We start from the raw sequence: 16001 nt of genomic DNA on the forward strand, positions 1-16001 counted from the left end.
TGGCAAACAGATCGGCCCGCAATCGGGCATTGCGCTGCTCCAGTGCCCGAATTTTAGGATTCGGATTGTGGAAGGCCATCGTCTCCTCCGCTGTCGCGAGCACACAGAAACGTAGCATCCCGCCTTATTCATGAGGCCGGCCTGAAAACGAAGATAGCGGATGGCATTCTCTTGTAAAATCAGTGTGTTCCGCCAAGAACCTGATCCAAGAGAGCCATCCGCTATGGGTGAAAGCGTATCTCCCTGGATTCCGTCCTGCAACGGGTCCATCCGCGTTGAGCTCGACGGCCAACGCACCACCAGCGACAGCGGCGCGCTGCTGCTGCGGGAAGCCCTCGACAGCAGCGGCGTGATCGAGGCGCTCGACGACAACCTGGTCGATCCGCGCCATCCGCTGCGCATTCGCCACTCGCTGGCCAGCCAGATACGCACCTTGGTGCTACAGCGGGCGATGGGCTGGATCGATCTCAGCGATACCGACACGCTGCGACGTGATCCGCTCTGGCAGCTGGCCTGCAGTGATGCGCGTGGGCTGACGCCCCTGGCCCAAGACCGGCCCTCTCAAGCCACGCTGTCCAGGCTGCTCACCTGCCTGGGCCGCAACGACAACATCGATGCCGTGCACGAGGGCCTGCTGCGGCTGGTGGTCTGGCGCCTGACCGCGCTGAAGAACGGCGAGCGTCCCAAGCAGCTGACGCTGGACATCGACGGCCTGCCGATCGAGGTTCACGGCCACCAGGGCGGTTCGGCCTATCATGGCCTGTACGGCACCCGGATCTATTCGCCGCTGGTGGCCTCGCTGGCCGAGACCGGTGATATGGTGGGCGGCCTGCTGCGAGAGGGCAACGCCGGTCCGGCCGAGAACGCCGACACCTGGATCCCCCATCTGGTGAAGCGGCTCAACGAGAGCACCGGCGCCCAGGTTCGGGTGCGCACCGATGCCGGATTTACCGACAATGACACCTTGGAGGCCCTGGAAACGCGCGACATCGAGTATCTGGGCCGGTTGCGCAGCCACAAGGGCCTGCAGACACTGGCGGCGCCCTACCTGAAGCGGCCCCGCGGCCGACCGCCCGAACAGCCTCGCGAATGGTGCTATGACCTTGAATACCAAGCCGGTTCCTGGCCAGCGCCACGACGCGTGGTGTTGGTGGTGCAGGAGCGCCCCGATGACTTGCTGCTGCATGCCTTCTTCCTGGTCACCAACCTCGGCAAGTTCGACTGGCCGCCGGAAAAGGTCTTGGCGCTCTATCGCAAGCGCGGCAGCGCCGAGGCCCACATGGGCGAGGTGAAATCGGCGCTGGACGTGCACCTGTCGTCGACGGATCGCGGTGCCTCCACGGTCCAGGACGTCATGGCCCGCAACGAGGTGAGCCTGCTACTGAGCCTCTACGCCTATCAGGTCCTGCATGGCCTGCGCTGCTTGCTGGTGCGTCAGACCCGGCAGGGCTGGAGTCTGAGCCGGATGCGCGAGCAGGTGCTCAAGGTAGCGGCGACGCTCTCGCTTCACGCTCGGCGCATCACCATTCACCTCGGTGATGCGGCTGACAAATGGTGGCCTGCCTTGCTGAAGGGGCTGCCAAAGCTGACCGCGCTGGACTGACTCGTCGGCGATACCACCACCGATCCATGCGTACAGCAGCCCCACCTCGGCTGATGATGACGGCTGCATGAATGACGGCAGTCCATTCCTGTAGGCTATAAACATAACGGAAAGATGCGCTGTTTTTGCATATGGCAGCGGATTCTCATGCTGCCAACGCAGTGCCGATGGTTCGGTATTGGCAGCGAGGGCTGATAATCCACTCAGCCCGCGCTCTCATGAATAAGGCGGGAGCATAAGAGGGGCACCGCGTTTGCTTTTCATTCGTTGCCCGGGAGCCAGACATCGACTAGTAACGGATATTTAGGATGATATGATTAATGCCAAGGGTAACAAGCGCGACGTCTGACCCGCTTGTGAGTGGGGCAAAATCCCACGCCACTGTTGATACTCTCTTCCCTTTGGAGTGACAGCAATCATTCCCCCTTCATCTTGTTGAATCAAGTGGTGGTTTCGCAACGCCCCAATGATGGCTACCCGTTCCTCTGTCGAAGGAATTGAGGGAAGCCAAGTTGAGTCAAAATGGGCGTAAGTTGTTGGCTGCGGAAGATATATCAGCCATATCCAGGACCATCTGAGCACCTCTGACCAAGAAGTAGTTGAGGTACCGATACCCCCATGTATATGCAGTTGCGATATACGAGCGTACAATCTGCTCCACACGCTCCCTTTGTTCTTTCGTAAGCCCCCCCTGGGAGCTCTGGAATTGGCACTTCCTCATTCACAGGAGGCTCGGGAGCTGGCTTTTCTTCTTCAGCATCTAACTGTTTTGATTGGGATGTGCTGAACTCTGCCCCACCTGGAAGCTTTATTTTCGCTACGCGCAGCATCAACGCCTTTATATCTTCTCTGAAAACAACGATAACTACAATGGCAACCAATGAGAATAACAACGACCCGGATAAAAAACTTTGAGATATTCAAGAACCATACTCTCACCACTCATCGTCGCTCACCCACTAACGCTCGCATTTGCGGAAAATTTGCGCTGCGCTCGAATTTATCCGAAACATGTGCTTATTATTCGCCATGCCGTTCACTTGCTATGTCAATCTTCAGAAGTTTGGCAACGTCTGTCAAGCAGCTTTCTCGATAGAGCAGCCCTATCACCTCAGCAATTTTGTAATCAACGCTGTTTGGTGACCACGAAAAGAAACGATCACTTCCAACCACCTGTTGCTTTGGAAGCGGCAAAATATACCTACCCCCATCAGCTGATATAAATGGCAACGACTTTATGATGACACCGCTTACTTGAAGATGTATATGAAACATTGTGGCGTATGGATCAGGAAAAAATGATGTCCAAGGTTCTTTGAATTTCCTGTCATCATCTCCAATCTTTAGTTGATATGTTCGATCTGAATTGCAGACCCAATATTCATCATATCCAATATATTCTTTTTCCCATTTATCAAAAGTTAACTTCCGCTCAAATGTTGCCAATGTCGCCGCAGAGTTTATCTCTCGTGTTTGCCTTGCAAGCTCTCGCTTTAGATCTTCTCCCGACGCCTTATAATAGGCTCGAGAAATGAACCATGACACCACCCCGCCCAATGCTACGCCCAACAGTAAATTCATATCTTTCTACTCGTATTTTCGCTTAACGCCCGTAACACCGGGCAAATTGGAGCGCAGCTGAAATTTGATCCGAGTATTCCCGGGCTCGACAGTTTCTCATATAAATAAGCAGTTCCTCTTGCCTTCAGCTTTCTCGAAGTGACACATTATAGCCTTCAGAGTTGCCATATTAGCTAACATCATAGTATCGTGATGCTGTAAAGCGACGCTTCAAAGGAGCTCCTATAGGCAGATAAGTCAATAGACTACTGATTAAAACAGCTGTTCCGCAGTGCCAATCTTGAAACCTCAATCATAGAAAAAACAGTCACTTAAATGTCTTTTTGTCGAAATCGGGAATGCTTACGCTTGTTATAAGTCACAGCGCCTTACCATTGAGGGCGTGAGCTTTTTCTACAGCCACTTCAAAAAACCACGGCGATTATCAACATAATATCCAATATTGTAACGCTCACCTTCTTCGACTTCTTCTGCACCATTGGCTACAAACTTATACACTGTATTCGTTGTAGCTGTCGTAAAGGAATTCTCAAACTCACCATTACCTAAAGGTTTGATTTGTCAGTTTTAAGAGACAACACCATGAATAGTATTATGCTCACGAGATTCCATACATCACCGTGCATTGCATTTAAGCACATGAGTGGAAGAACACACTATTTATCCAGTGCTTGCAGGAATAATGCCCGTGTCACAGGCCGAGGCAACTGGCAGTCTTCGTGCGTAAGTGTAGGGTCCCGGATGATCAAATCGCCTATAGGAGTTATCCTTTGCTAGCCGCCAGGGAGCTTCTTCAGCAATTCATCCGGGAACAGGTTCATGGACATCAAGCTGCATAAACAAGCGACGACGACACCGAAGATCCGTGCCGAGATCCAGGCAGCCCCCTCCAGCATCACGGATAGCGAGCTGGCCCGGCAGTATGGCGTCGCTACTGCGACCATCCGGCGATGGCGTTACCGCGACGATGTCTATGACCGACCGCACACCCGTCACAACCTCCTGGCCACGCTCACACCTGAGCAGGAGGAGGTGCTGATCACAGCTCGTGAGTTCCTGCGCCTCGGCTTGGATGATCTCCTCGTCGTGGCGCGTGAGTTCCTGAATCCTGGCTTGTCACGCTCCGCCCTGCATCGCATGCTCAAGCGGCGTGAGGTGCCGACGCTGGCGGAACTGGCGCGGCAGGATGCCGGTGACGACGAGAAGCCCCGGCACAAGCCCTTCAAGGACTATGAACCGGGCTACGTGCATATCGACATCAAGCACCTGCCCCAGATGCCTGACGAGAAACAGAAGCGCTATTTGTACGTTGCCATCGACCGTGCGACACGCTGGGTCTACCTGGAGGTTCGACGCAGCCAGTCCGCGAAGGATGCTCGGGCGTTTATGAAGCAGGTGGAGAACAAGGCGCCCTTCAAGATTCAGACGGTGCTGACCGATAACGGCAAGTCGTTCACGGATCGCTTCACGCGGGCAGGTGAGCGCAAGCCCAGCGGGCGCCATCCCTTCGATCAGGAGTGCCTAGCCCACGGCATCGAGCACCGCCTGATCAAGCCGGGAAGGCCGCAAACGAATGGGATGGTGGAGCGGTTCAACGGCCGTATCAGCGACGTGCTGGCGACCCGGCGCTATACCTCAGGCGAAGACCTGGAGCAGACGCTCAAGCGATACTGCTGGCTGTACAATCACCATATCCCGCAGAAAGCGCTACATCATCAATCGCCGATCACGGCGATGAAGGAATGGCAGGCCAAGCGACCTGAGTTATTTACCAAACGGGTGGTCAATCACCCGGGACCCTACACGTAAGCACAAAAGGTCGCAGTAACTGAAGGTCATGTGAACGCGCTTGTTAGATCTCTTCTACTCTGCACTACAAGTTCCGATGGCTTTACCTATTAAAACAGCCTTATCAACTAGAACATCTTTTCCACTTACAACTTTATCTCTATTGCTCTCCAAATGCTTTAAAAGGTGTTTGTGACGAATACTATGTTCAGAGAATATCTGACCCCATGGCTTAATAGATATTTTAAATCTATCCGTTTTCATTATTAGCCCAGGCTCACCATGACTTTTAGAACTCTCCAATTGAGCATCTATCATTGTTCTAGCTAATGGGTCTTTCGTTATTTTTCGCCCTGCAAGGACGAAATCCCACTTATGAAGCCCATCGTTGAAAATGTGATTAGAGGAGATAACTTTAAAATACCTCTGCACTTGATCTAAATGCTTATCTTTTAACGTGTCCGATGGTCTCTTCAACTCTACTACAAGGCATCTATAGAATTCGTTGCCTTTTTCATCAACATCGAAATTTCTTCGTATAGCAAAAATATCCATCTCTTTGTTTTTATCAGGATGCTTAACGGAACCTTTTTGATAATACTCTTCATTTCCATGAATAGACAGAAGCTCCCTTAGAGCCTGTTCAAAATCTGGCTCTTCTGCTGTTAGCAAATGATATTGCTCACCGAATAACCAAAGATTGTTTTCTACTACACTTTGAACCTCGCCTACTTCTTTCGTTGATTTTGTATGCTGCTCATTAAGGTCATGCACAATATCAATTACTTCTTGCCTTGCTCTAACTTCAGATATTGCATTTGCAATATTTCCTAAACTTGTATCTTTTAGGATATTGGCAAGTTTGCTTTGCTCTTCGCCACTTAATGACACAACACCATTCAAAACATCAAACAAATCATCACTTGGACTAACGGTGACTTTATCCAATAGCTTAACAATTATTTTCTTTTGTGTTTTATTGAGGTGGGAAGAGAATATGCTTGGCTCTGCGCTATACAAGACTCGAATGGTGTTCTTCAGAGATTCATACTTCCATTTCTGCATTGGAATTGAATCTTTAGAATGATCAGGAAAAACCCCTTCTTTCTCATACAAATCTATTAGTTTATCCGCCGCCTTTTCACGAAACTCATCATGCAGATCTTTTAATAGACATAGCACCTTGTGCTTTACCTCTTCACAAATCCCATTCTGCTCTTCCGATTTATCATTAACCAAGTCAGTTTCTGAAAAGTCAAAATTGTCAAAGAATGCTGACTGGATATAGGCGCTTGAATAAAATCCGTTCTTCTTATTAAGGCCAGAATGGATTTTATGCGCTATTTTATCTCCAGAATCAACGAAATATACGTAAGAGCTCTCTCTTGGTTTTTCACTCCAATTCACTAAAACCACATCGAAATATTCACCAGAAAGAGAAAAGTTTGCAAGTTTCTTTTCATGTGATAATAGATTTAGTGGCTCTCCGTTGATGAATATTTTTTTCCTACTGCTTGAAGCAAGAAGCCAGGAGAACTCCTGCATGAGAATTGGAAAAACTTGTGATTTCAGAAAGCGACCACTGATATTATTATCAGAAACATCTAAGAACTCAACTCTTGTTCCAGTTCTGGATGGAGAGAAAATCTCACGCTTATGATCAACATAATAATTGTTCAAGCTATCTGATTCTATTTTAATTGAGCATGAATTTGATGAAGTTACGCTATCCCAAATGACTGCCCTTGCTAACTTGTGAAATGAAAACCGCCCGAGTCCTTTGTGACCCTTAATCGTTGGTGAAAGAAATGCCCTTTTGGGGGAATCTTTAAACTTCCCAAAAGTTAACTCATGACTATTTAGGTCAATGCCGTCACCATCATCTATTATAGTTATTGACTGGACTGTATCCAAGTCGTCAGTAGTATATCTTAGGTGAACTTCATTTGCATTAGCATCGAAAGCGTTCCAAATATATTCTGACACAACTCTACTTTGATTAAACCTTTGAAACTCATTACGAACAGAGGCAGAACTTGTTTGTATGCTTTCCATCTTATGGATCCAAATTTAAATTTATAAGATCTAATGCTTGGCTTTGCGGCGTGCCGGAGCGCCAGCGAAGGCGCGTCCGACAACAGCCACTTGTTAAGGGCTGTATTGATACTCGTTACGCAAATCCGCGAGGCTAACGACATGCAGCCTCACGTTGGCATCGTATCTAGAAATGTACTTCTTGAGCCTTTTTTCTACTTGCATCAAATCAACTTCGGGATTATCGATCACTGCTACAAAGTGGAGAACAAATTCCTTCGAATCTATCCCCTTGAGGTGCCCTTTCATAACCTCTGACTCAAGTAGGACCTTATCGATTCTTGAGGGGCTTACATGTTCATTCCGAAATAGCTTTATCTCGGCAGCGTGTACCTTGTCGCCGTCAAGAGCCAAACCATCAAAGATGATCTTCCTTCCGCTGGGCGTCTCAAACCGAACGTCGGTCTTAAAATCTAGGTTAAGATCCTTTGAAAGCTTGTTGATGGCCAACCTTTCAGCCAAAAAAACATTCGCCATCAACATAGAGTGTCGATCTTTCTTAGAGTAATTTATCTGGCATTGGCCAGCCTGATTTTCGCCATCTTGAGTGTTCTCCGATTGCACATCCTCAGCAGTCTCTTCAAACTCCTCCCTGTATTTTTCTTCTCTTTCTTCCGCAGTCGCTCTGCCAAACGACTTCAGAAAATTGTTTTCGTTTTTATAATCTGAAGGCGCATATAAAACCTTATGGTTGAAATTCAGAGTCAGGAAGAATAAGCCGACCAAGAAAACAGGAAAAAGCATCAAAAACCAGATGTAGAGACCCTGGTTGTCCGGCTCAATGAATGGCAAAACAGTAGTGCCGCTAACCTCAACGATGGCTGCAAAGATGGCTATTACGGTGAGCGGGTTCTTTATATGTCCAATTTTTTCTACCAAGTTTGACTCCCTCAACCCTACAAGGATCAACGAGCATGCTCCCATTACCACCATGACCGCTCAGAGTCCATATCGGCCAATCGCAAGCTCCCTGCCCTACTCGGTATGGATTTTCCGATCTGTGGGCACGCTACCGCCAGGCAGTACCGTTTGGCACCGCCATCTCGCTACGGGCAGCCAGAATTGCCAGATAGAGACAGCAACACCCTGCCCGGATACACCCAGTCACGCTCAGCCTACTAAAGATGACTTCGGCTTGCCTGCCCAAATCTTGATTTTTCTGCGGCTTGCTATGGCTGCTTGAACACTTGGGGATGGTAGGTCGCTGGAATAGACTCGATGAGCTGCAGGCGCATGATCTCCTCATGCCGAGGATTTACGACGGCGATCGGCTCCAACCCGCCAGCACCCGGCACAGCCCGGCCACCACCGTGCTCTTGCCGGCATCCGAGGTGGTGCCCTGGATCATCAGGGTGGTCATGGCAGCGTCATCTCGCCCAGCGCTTCCTGCAACGCTGAATCCGTCAATGCGTGCCCCCAACCATTGCCATGCACCAGCTCCGCCAGGGGAAGACGTTGACGCCAACCTTGACGAGCCAGCTCGGGCTGCTCCAGAAACTCGCTGACATAGCCCAGGCAGAGGTAGGCCAGGGGATAGACCCGTTCCGGCAGGCCCAGCACCTGCGCCAGTTCATCCTGATCGAGGATGCTGACCCAGCCCACGCCGATGCCCTCGGCGCGGGCCGCCAGCCACAGGTTCTGTACCGCCAGGCAAGTGCTGAACAGGTCCATGTCGACGATGCTGCTGCGCCCCAGCACGTGTTCGCCGCCACGGGCCCTGTCGCAGGTGATGCACAGGTTGAGCGGGCTCTCCAGAATCCCCTCAAGCTTGAGGCGTCGATACAGCTGCCCGCGCTCACCCTCATGGTTTTCGGCCGCTCTGGCGTTCTCCCGCTCGAAGATGGCATGCACCCGGCGCCGCACTTCGAGGCTGTCGATCAGCAGGAAGTCCCAGGGCTGCATGAAGCCCACCGAAGGCGCATGGTGGGCAGCCTCCAGCAGGCGTACCAGTACCTCCGGGGGAATTGGGTCCGGCAGGAACTGGGCGCGCACATCCCGACGCTCATGGATGGCGCGGTAGACAGCGTCACGCTGCGCCTGGGGAAACGCGTGGTCGAGGCTCACAGCTCGATCCCCTTCTGCGCCTTGACGCCCTGCTCCTTGAAAGCGTGCTTGACCACCTTCATCTCGGTGACGGTGTCGGCCAGCTCGATCAGCTGCTCGGGGGCGTAGCGGCCGGTGACCACCGCGTGCTGCATGGCCGGCCGCGCCTGCAGGTCGTCGAGCACCCGGTCGAGGTCCAGGTAGTCGTAGCGCAGGGCGATATTGAGCTCGTCGAGCAGCACCAGGTCAAAGCTCGAGTCAGCGAGCATCCGCCGGGCCACCTCCCAGGCCGCCTCGGCGGCGCGAATGTCACGCTCGCGGTCCTGAGTGTCCCAGGTGAAGCCCTCGCCCATCACGTGGTACTCGACGCCCGGCACCTGGCGGAAGAAGGCCTCCTCGCCTGTCTCCCGCGTGCCCTTGATGAACTGCACCACCCCCACCTTCATGCCGTGGCCGAGCGCCCGGGCCAGCATGCCGAATCCGGAGCTGCTCTTGCCCTTGCCGGGGCCGGTGAGCACCAGCAGCAGGCCCTGCTCCTTCTGGGCGCCGGCGATGCGCGCCTGCATGATCTTCTGCTTGGCCGCCATGCGCCGGGCATGGCGCTGGGGATCCTTGGCGTTGTCGCGCATGGGGGTCTCCTCAGTCCTGATCCTGGGTGAAGCGCAGCGGTTCGCCGCGGAAGATGGCGGCGGCAAGGGCCGGCGCCGAGGGGAAGTAGCCGTGGAAGTAGCTGGCCACCAGCCTGCCCTCCACGAAGACCGGCTCGGCGGGGCTGCCGGCCAGGCGGCGGGCATGGGCGGCCGGTACCAGCGGCGTCTCCAGCAGCGAGTGGTGGTAGGTGTGGCCGCGCAGCTCGCCGGCCTCCGTCGTCAGACTCTGCAGGCCCAGGGCGCTGAGCTTGCCGGCCATGCGGGCGGTGCCGGGCAGCAGCCCCAGCAGGGCGTGCTCTTGCCCTTCACCGTTCACCAGGGTCTCCATGCACGCCATCAGCCCGCCGCATTCGGCCAGGATCGGCCGGCCGGCGCCGTGATGGTCGCGAATCGCGGCGAGCATCGGCGCGTTGGCGGCGAGCTTTCCACCGTGCAGCTCCGGGTAGCCGCCAGGCAGCCACAGGGCGTCGCAGCCGGGCAGCTCGCTGTCGGCCAGGGGCGAGAAGAAGGCGAGCTCGGCGCCCATCCGGGTGAGCAGGTCGAGATTGGCGCGGTAGAGAAAGGCGAAGGCGTCGTCGCGGGCAATGCCGATGCGCATGTCTTCGAGCAACCGCGGCGGCGGCTCGGGGGCCACGGCCTCGAGCGTCACCCTGGCCGGCAGGCGGTCGAGGCCCGCCTCCTTGAGCACCTCGGCGGCGGCATCGAGCTGGGCGTCGAGCCCCGCCAGCTCGCCGGCCTGTATCAGCCCCAGGTGGCGGTCGGGAATCTTCATCGCCGCGTGGCGGGGAATGGCGCCGAGCAGCGAGAGCCCCGCCGGCATGCTCTCGGCCAGCAGCCGGCCGTGGCCGGGGCTGCCCACGCGGTTGGCGATCACCTCGTGGATGGCGAGCTTGGGATGGTAGTTGGCCAGCCCCTGGGCCACGGCGCCGAAGGTCTGGGCCATGCCCCAGGCGTCGATCACCGGCAGCGCCGGCAGACCGGCCAGGATCGCCAGATCGGCGCTGGAGGGGTCGCCGTCGAAGAGCCCCATGGAGCCCTCCACCAGGATCAGGTCGGCGTCACGGGCCGCCTCGGCCAGGCGCCAGCGGCACTCGGCCTCGCCGGTCATCCAGGGGTGCAGCTGGTAGACCGGCTGGCCCGAGGCCACCTCCTGCACCATGGGGTCGAGGTAGTCGGGGCCATGCTTGAACACCCTCACCCTGCGGCCGGCATTGCGGTGCAGCCGCGCCAGCGCCGCGGTGACCATGGATTTGCCCTGGCCGGAGCCGGGGGCGGTGATCAGGGCGGCATGGGCCTCGCCGCGAATCGTCGAAGTCGTCATATCACCTCACGGGTACGAAAACGGGGGCGCCGTCGATCTCGGCGGTGGCCAGGCGCTGGCCATAGAGCCGCTCCAGGGCACTGGTCACCAACATGCTGTCAGCCGGCCCCCAGCACGCCTCGCCGTCGGGATAGAGCAGCAGCAGGTGGTCGCACCAGCGCGCCGCCAGGTTGAGATCGTGCAGGCACATCATCACCGCGCGGCCCTCGGCGGCCTCGCCGGCGAGCAGGGCCATCACCGCGCTCTGGTGGTGCAGGTCGAGATGGTTGGTGGGCTCGTCGGCGAGCCAGATCTGCGGCGCCTGGGTCAGCACCGTGGCGACGGCCAGGCGCTGGCGCTCACCGCCCGAGAGCGTGCTGACCAGCCGCTCGGCCAGATGCGCCACGTCGAGCCGCTCGAGGGCCGCCTCGGCCAGGCGCAGGTCCTCGCCGCCCTCCATCTGCCAGGCCGAGAGCCACGGATGCCGGCCGATCAGCGCGGTCTCGCGCACCGTGGCGGGAAAGCCGTCGTGGCGCTCCTGGAACACCAGGCCCAGGGTGCGCGCCACCTGGCGCCGGCCCAGCGCCGCCAGCGGGCTGCCGTCGATCAGTACCTGGCCACGGCGAGGGGCACGCAGCCCGGCCAGGGTGTGCAGCAGCGTGGTCTTGCCGGCGCCGTTGGGGCCCAGCACGCCCCACACCTGCCCCGGCTCGACGCTTAGCGTCAGCGCCCGGCCGTCGCGCCGCTCCGGCACGTCGATTACCAGCTCGCGGGTCTCGAGGCGGCTCATCAGCGGCTCCGGTAGAGCAGGTAGAGGAAGGTGGGTACGCCGAGCAGCGCGGTGATCACCCCCACCGGCAGCTGCTCCGGGGCGATCAGGGTGCGCGCCAGGGCGTCGGCCAGCACCAGCAGGGTGCCCCCGGCCAGGGCGCAGGCCGGCAGGATCAGGCGCTGGTCGTTGCCCAGCACCAGGCGCAGCATGTGCGGCACCACCAGGCCTACGAAGCCGATGCTGCCGGCGGTGGTCACCGCGGTGGCGGTGAGCACGCTGGCGACGAGGTAGATGGTCCACTCCAGCGGACGGACCCTGACCCCCAGGGCCGCCGCCTGCAGCGGGCCGCGCGCCATGACGTTGAGGCTGCGCCCCAGCGGCAGCAGCAGCAGGCAGATGAGCAGCAGCAGCGCCAGCGGCGGCCAGGGCGTGCGGGAGTAGGAGAGATCCCCCATCAGCCAGTAGAGCATGCCGGGCAGCCGCTCGGCGGGGCTTATCGCCAGCATCAGGGTGATCACCGCCCCCCAGCCGGCGGCCACCACCACCCCGGTGAGCAGCAGCCGCGAGGGTGTCCAGCTGCCGGTGCCGTGGGCCAGGCCGAAGACCAGCAGCGTGGAGAGAAAGGCCCCGGCGAAGGCGGAGCCGGTGATCACCGCCCCGCCCAGCCCCGCCAGCATCGCCGCCAGCGCCCCCACCGAGGCGCCGCCGGAGAGCCCCAGCACGTAGGGGTCCGCCAGGGGATTGCGCAGCAGCACCTGCATCAGCGCCCCGGCCACGGCGAGCAGGCCGCCCACGGCGAAGGCCGAGAGCGAGCGCGGCACGCGCAGGTCGAGGATCAGGGTGCGGGCCAGGGGGCTCCCCTCGCCGCGGGCGACCGCCCAGACGTCGGAGAGCGACAGGGCGGCGCTGCCCACCGTGACCGAGAGCAGCAGCGCCGCCAGACCCAGCAGGGCCAGCGCGACCAGCGGCGACCATAGCGAGCGTCGGGGGGTGGCCATGCCGGCCTCAGCGCTTGTCGCGGGCATGGTCGAGACGCTCGCAGAACAGGCGGCTGCCTTCCAGCAGTCGCGGCGTGGGACGCTGGATCAGCGACGGCGGCACGAAGTAGAGGTTGTCGCGTTGGATGGCGGTCAGGCTCGGGTACTGCTCCCAGTGGGTCAGCCAGTCGCGATTCTCCTCGCCCATGCCGCCGGCGAGTATCGCCTCGGGGTCGGCGGCCAGCACCGACTCGTCATCGATGCGCGGCACCAGCCGCGACAGCTCGCCGAAGACGTTGACCCCGCCGCACATCGCCACCACCTGGCCGATCAGGTGCTCGTCGTTGATGGTCATCAGCGGCTCGTCCCATACCTGGTAGAAGACCGAGACCGGCTCGGCGTCGGCGTAGCGCTCGGCCAACGCCGCCATGCCGTCGCGGAACTCGGCGGCGACACGGTCCCCCTCCTCGCGGGTATCGGCCAGCCGCGCCAGGCGCTCGATGGCGCTGGACACGCCCTCGAAGTCGCGCGGTTCGATGTAGAACACCGGCATGCCCAGCCCCTCGAGGGTCTCCAGCTGCTCGGGCGGGTTGCCGGTCTTCCAGCCGATCACCAGGTCGGGGGAAAGGGTCACCAGGGTTTCCAGGTCCATGCGGGTATGGCTGCCCACCGACTGGACCTGGCGCGCCTCGGGCGGGTAGTCGCTGTAGGCCACCACCGCCACCACCTTCTCCCCCGCCCCGGCGGCGTAGACCAGCTCCGTGGCACCGGGCGAAAGCGCGGCGATGCGCTCGGTGGGCTGCTCGAGGCACACCTCCCGGTCGCGGTCGTCGATGGCGCAGAGCGAACCGGCGCGCGCCTCGGCGACCACCGGCCCGGACAGCGCCAGCAGCGAACTGGCAGCGACAGCGGGGCCAAGGGCCCCGCCGAGGCGGCCGCTACTGGCCGAAGTGAACACTGACGAAGGCCGCGCGGCCGGCGTTGATGTAGTCACGAGCGGTCTCGTACTCCTTGTCGAAGGCATTCTCGACCGTCAGGCGGGCCGACCACATGGGCGCGAACGCCCAGCCGGCGCGCAGGTTGACCAGCCCGAAGCCGCTGATGCGATCCTCGTTGGCCGCATCGTCGTAGCGGTCGCCCTGCAGGATCCAGGAGCCGCCCAGCGACCAGTCGCCCAGTTCGCGGTCGACGTCGAAGCGCGCACTCTGACCGGCACGGCGCTGGATGCGGTTGCCCGCATTGGCGCCGCTGCGATTTTCCGGGTCGAGCCAGGTCAGCGCTGCCGCGAGCGTCCAGTCATCGATCTGTGCCCCTGCCGAGAGCTCGATACCGCGGATACGGGCCTCGGCGATGTTCTGCGGCGCCCAGAGGCCGCTATCGGTGGGCGCCCAGGCGATCATGTCATCGAGATCGGTCTGGTAGGCCGCCAGGTCCCAGTACCAGGACTGATAGCTGCCACGCAGACCGACTTCGACCGTCTCGGACGTCTCCGCATTGAGATCGGGATTGCCCGAGTTCGGCCAGAAAAGGTCGTTGAAGGTCGGCGCGCGGAAGGCGGTGCCGACGCTGGCACGCAGCGTATGGGAATCATCCAGGTCATAGCCCAGCGCCAGGCTGCCGGTGACCTCCTCGCCGTAGGCCTCGTTGTCGTCATAGCGCAGGGCGGCCTGCAGCGCGAAGGGGGCAAAGTCGAGCAGCCCCTGAGCGAAAACGGCCATATTGTCACGGCTGCTCTCATCGAAATCCGTGGTGCCCGAGACCCGGTCTTCGCTGTACTCGGCGCCGGCCACCAGCTCGTGCAAGCCGAACGCCAGGGTGTTCTGCCAGCGGGCCGTGCGGGTGCGGGTATCGAGTACCGACGTGCCCGCCGGCTCCCACTGGGAGGCTTCCTGATGATTGTCCAACTCATCCCGGGATTCACTCAGCGTCAGGCGGCTGCGCCACGTTTCGCTGACGGGAATCTCTCCATAGACCCCGGCCACCTGCTGCACGAAGTCCATCTCGCCGCCATCGTATTCGTTGCTGCCCCGGGCGCGCAGCGCCAGCACACCGAGCTCGGCGTCGTTCTCGAAGGTGTGGGCGAGCCGCATCACCCCCGAGGTATTGTCGTAGCCCTTGTCGTCCCCCCCCTCGCGCACCGGGGTACCGTCGGTGTCTAAACGACTGCCGGCGACGTAGTAGCGGGTTCCACCGCTGCCGCCGGAGAGGCTGGCGCTGTAGCGCTGGGTGTTGAAGGAGCCGCCGCCTACCGAAACGCGCGGCTGGGGAGCCCCCTCCTCGCCTTCCGGGGTAAAGAGCTGCACCACCCCGCCGACGGCGTCGGCGCCATAGAGGCTGCCGCGCGGGCCGCGCACGATCTCGGCGCGCTCGAACATGCGCGGATCAAGGTAGTGCCAGGCTGCGCCACCGGCGGTGGCAGAGCGCAGGCGAATGCCATCGATCATCAGCGCTGCCGATTCATTACCGGTACCGCGGAGATAGACGCTGCTGGACTTGCCGAAGCTGCCGTTGGTGACCACGTCCACCCCGGGCTGGCCGCGAAAGAGGTCGGTGAGGCTCGTCGGGTCCTGGCGGCGCAGGGTGGCCTCGTCGAGCAGGGTCACCGAGGCGAGCGTCTCGTCGGCGGTGCGCGGCGCCAGGGCGGCGGTCACTACCATGGGGTTGAGGCGGGTCGCCTCGGCGGCGGTGTCGGGCTTGGGTTCGGCGGCGGCAACCGCCAGCGGCAGCGCGGCCAGGGCGAAGGCCGCCAGGCCACGGGAAGTGTGAACGATGGTCATGGATGTCCCTTGCTTGTCGTACCAACCCGTACGATGCGGGTCTGTTCTTGGCCGAGGCGAGGGAGATGTCAGGCGGGAGTGCGGCCAGGCGAGTGGCAGCTGCCCTGCCCGAGACCGCCCTCCGCGGTTCGGCATGCGCTCAAAGGCCGGTCTCCGGGCTGACGAGCGAAGGGGCAGTACCTCTGCCGGACCTTCAAAGCGACCGCCTTCCCGTGCCTTGGCACAGTGGCGTCACGGCCGCTCTTGTCTCGATCACCGTTGCGGGGGCAGCGTCGGAATGGCGAGCGCTCTGGCAGAGCACCGGGCACCGACTTCCCGTTTCACCCCGGCGCTGCGACGCGCCTGGGGCACCTTAGAGTGCGCACAAGCTAGCAAGGCACCGCGCCGGGGTCAACGCAAGACGCTGAAACACCCAT

Annotated in this window: 12 protein-coding genes and 1 riboswitch; of the genes, 2 read left to right on the forward strand and 10 right to left on the reverse strand. The window is 59.4% G+C overall.

What is annotated here, in order from left to right; translation table 11 throughout:
• Window positions 1-184: 184 nt before the first annotated feature.
• Window positions 185-1603: an IS1380 family transposase gene (locus tag ACRYRV_RS02390; RefSeq protein WP_444986195.1), complete on the forward strand. Its 1419-nt coding sequence runs from the start codon at window positions 185-187 to the stop codon at window positions 1601-1603.
• Window positions 1604-2623: 1020 nt separating this feature from the next.
• Here the strand turns inward: ACRYRV_RS02390 and ACRYRV_RS02395 are convergent.
• Window positions 2624-3184, reverse strand: coding sequence for a hypothetical protein (locus tag ACRYRV_RS02395; RefSeq protein ID WP_444984080.1), 561 nt, complete (start codon window positions 3182-3184; stop codon window positions 2624-2626).
• Window positions 3185-4003: 819 nt separating this feature from the next.
• On the opposite strand from ACRYRV_RS02395, the gene ACRYRV_RS02400 reads away from it, so the two are divergent.
• Entirely contained in the window at window positions 4004-4993 is a 990-nt protein-coding gene (locus ACRYRV_RS02400; protein ID WP_444984079.1) for an IS481 family transposase, read from the forward strand.
• A gap of 54 nt (window positions 4994-5047) precedes the next feature.
• On the opposite strand, the gene ACRYRV_RS02405 is transcribed toward ACRYRV_RS02400, so the two are convergent.
• The 9 genes from ACRYRV_RS02405 to ACRYRV_RS02445 form a co-directional block, all read right to left on the reverse strand.
• On the reverse strand, window positions 5048-7027 hold the full coding sequence (locus tag ACRYRV_RS02405) for an ATP-binding protein (protein WP_444984078.1): 1980 nt from the start codon (window positions 7025-7027) through the stop codon (window positions 5048-5050).
• Between the two features lie 93 nt (window positions 7028-7120).
• Window positions 7121-7999, reverse strand: coding sequence for a hypothetical protein (locus tag ACRYRV_RS02410; protein ID WP_445005981.1), 879 nt, complete (start codon window positions 7997-7999; stop codon window positions 7121-7123).
• A 423-nt stretch (window positions 8000-8422) separates the two neighbouring features.
• Window positions 8423-9130, reverse strand: coding sequence for a 5,6-dimethylbenzimidazole synthase (bluB, locus tag ACRYRV_RS02415; RefSeq protein WP_444984076.1), 708 nt, complete (start codon window positions 9128-9130; stop codon window positions 8423-8425).
• The gene (gene cobO / locus ACRYRV_RS02420; RefSeq protein ID WP_253450749.1) at window positions 9127-9738 is read right to left on the reverse strand and encodes a cob(I)yrinic acid a,c-diamide adenosyltransferase; all 612 of its coding nucleotides are present in this window, start codon (window positions 9736-9738) and stop codon (window positions 9127-9129) included. Before cobO ends, bluB begins: the two co-directional genes overlap by 4 nt.
• Before the next feature lie 10 nt (window positions 9739-9748).
• Window positions 9749-11080 carry a cobyrinate a,c-diamide synthase gene (locus ACRYRV_RS02425; protein WP_444984075.1) on the reverse strand — a complete coding sequence of 444 codons (1332 nt, stop codon included), beginning with the start codon at window positions 11078-11080 and terminating at the stop codon, window positions 9749-9751.
• A 1-nt stretch (window position 11081) separates the two neighbouring features.
• Window positions 11082-11849 carry an ABC transporter ATP-binding protein gene (locus tag ACRYRV_RS02430; protein WP_444984074.1) on the reverse strand — a complete coding sequence of 256 codons (768 nt, stop codon included), beginning with the start codon at window positions 11847-11849 and terminating at the stop codon, window positions 11082-11084.
• Window positions 11849-12829: a FecCD family ABC transporter permease gene (locus ACRYRV_RS02435; RefSeq protein WP_253450739.1), complete on the reverse strand. Its 981-nt coding sequence runs from the start codon at window positions 12827-12829 to the stop codon at window positions 11849-11851. The genes ACRYRV_RS02430 and ACRYRV_RS02435 overlap by 1 nt, the downstream gene beginning before the upstream one ends.
• Before the next feature lie 7 nt (window positions 12830-12836).
• Window positions 12837-13766, reverse strand: a complete 930-nt coding sequence (locus ACRYRV_RS02440) for a cobalamin-binding protein (protein WP_444984073.1) — start codon at window positions 13764-13766, stop codon at window positions 12837-12839.
• Window positions 13747-15585: a TonB-dependent receptor domain-containing protein gene (locus ACRYRV_RS02445; RefSeq protein ID WP_444984072.1), complete on the reverse strand. Its 1839-nt coding sequence runs from the start codon at window positions 15583-15585 to the stop codon at window positions 13747-13749. Before ACRYRV_RS02445 ends, ACRYRV_RS02440 begins: the two co-directional genes overlap by 20 nt.
• 127 nt (window positions 15586-15712) lie before the next feature.
• A riboswitch (cobalamin riboswitch) is annotated at window positions 15713-15955 on the reverse strand.
• Window positions 15956-16001: the final 46 nt, after the last annotated feature.

The organism is Halomonas mongoliensis (genome assembly GCF_052496345.1).

Bases quoted from the DNA above. Each gene is read 5' to 3' on its own strand.
- ACRYRV_RS02395 (WP_444984080.1), bottom strand. From the start codon at position 3,184: ATGAATTTACTGTTGGGCGTAGCATTGGGCGGGGTGGTGTCATGGTTC.
- ACRYRV_RS02400 (WP_444984079.1), top strand. From the start codon at position 4,004: ATGGACATCAAGCTGCATAAACAAGCGACGACGACACCGAAGATCCGT.
- ACRYRV_RS02405 (WP_444984078.1), bottom strand. From the start codon at position 7,027: ATGGAAAGCATACAAACAAGTTCTGCCTCTGTTCGTAATGAGTTTCAA.
- ACRYRV_RS02410 (WP_445005981.1), bottom strand. From the start codon at position 7,999: ATGGTGGTAATGGGAGCATGCTCGTTGATCCTTGTAGGGTTGAGGGAG.
- cobO (WP_253450749.1), bottom strand. From the start codon at position 9,738: ATGCGCGACAACGCCAAGGATCCCCAGCGCCATGCCCGGCGCATGGCG.
- ACRYRV_RS02425 (WP_444984075.1), bottom strand. From the start codon at position 11,080: ATGACGACTTCGACGATTCGCGGCGAGGCCCATGCCGCCCTGATCACC.
- ACRYRV_RS02430 (WP_444984074.1), bottom strand. From the start codon at position 11,849: ATGAGCCGCCTCGAGACCCGCGAGCTGGTAATCGACGTGCCGGAGCGG.
- ACRYRV_RS02435 (WP_253450739.1), bottom strand. From the start codon at position 12,829: ATGGCCACCCCCCGACGCTCGCTATGGTCGCCGCTGGTCGCGCTGGCC.
- ACRYRV_RS02445 (WP_444984072.1), bottom strand. From the start codon at position 15,585: ATGACCATCGTTCACACTTCCCGTGGCCTGGCGGCCTTCGCCCTGGCC.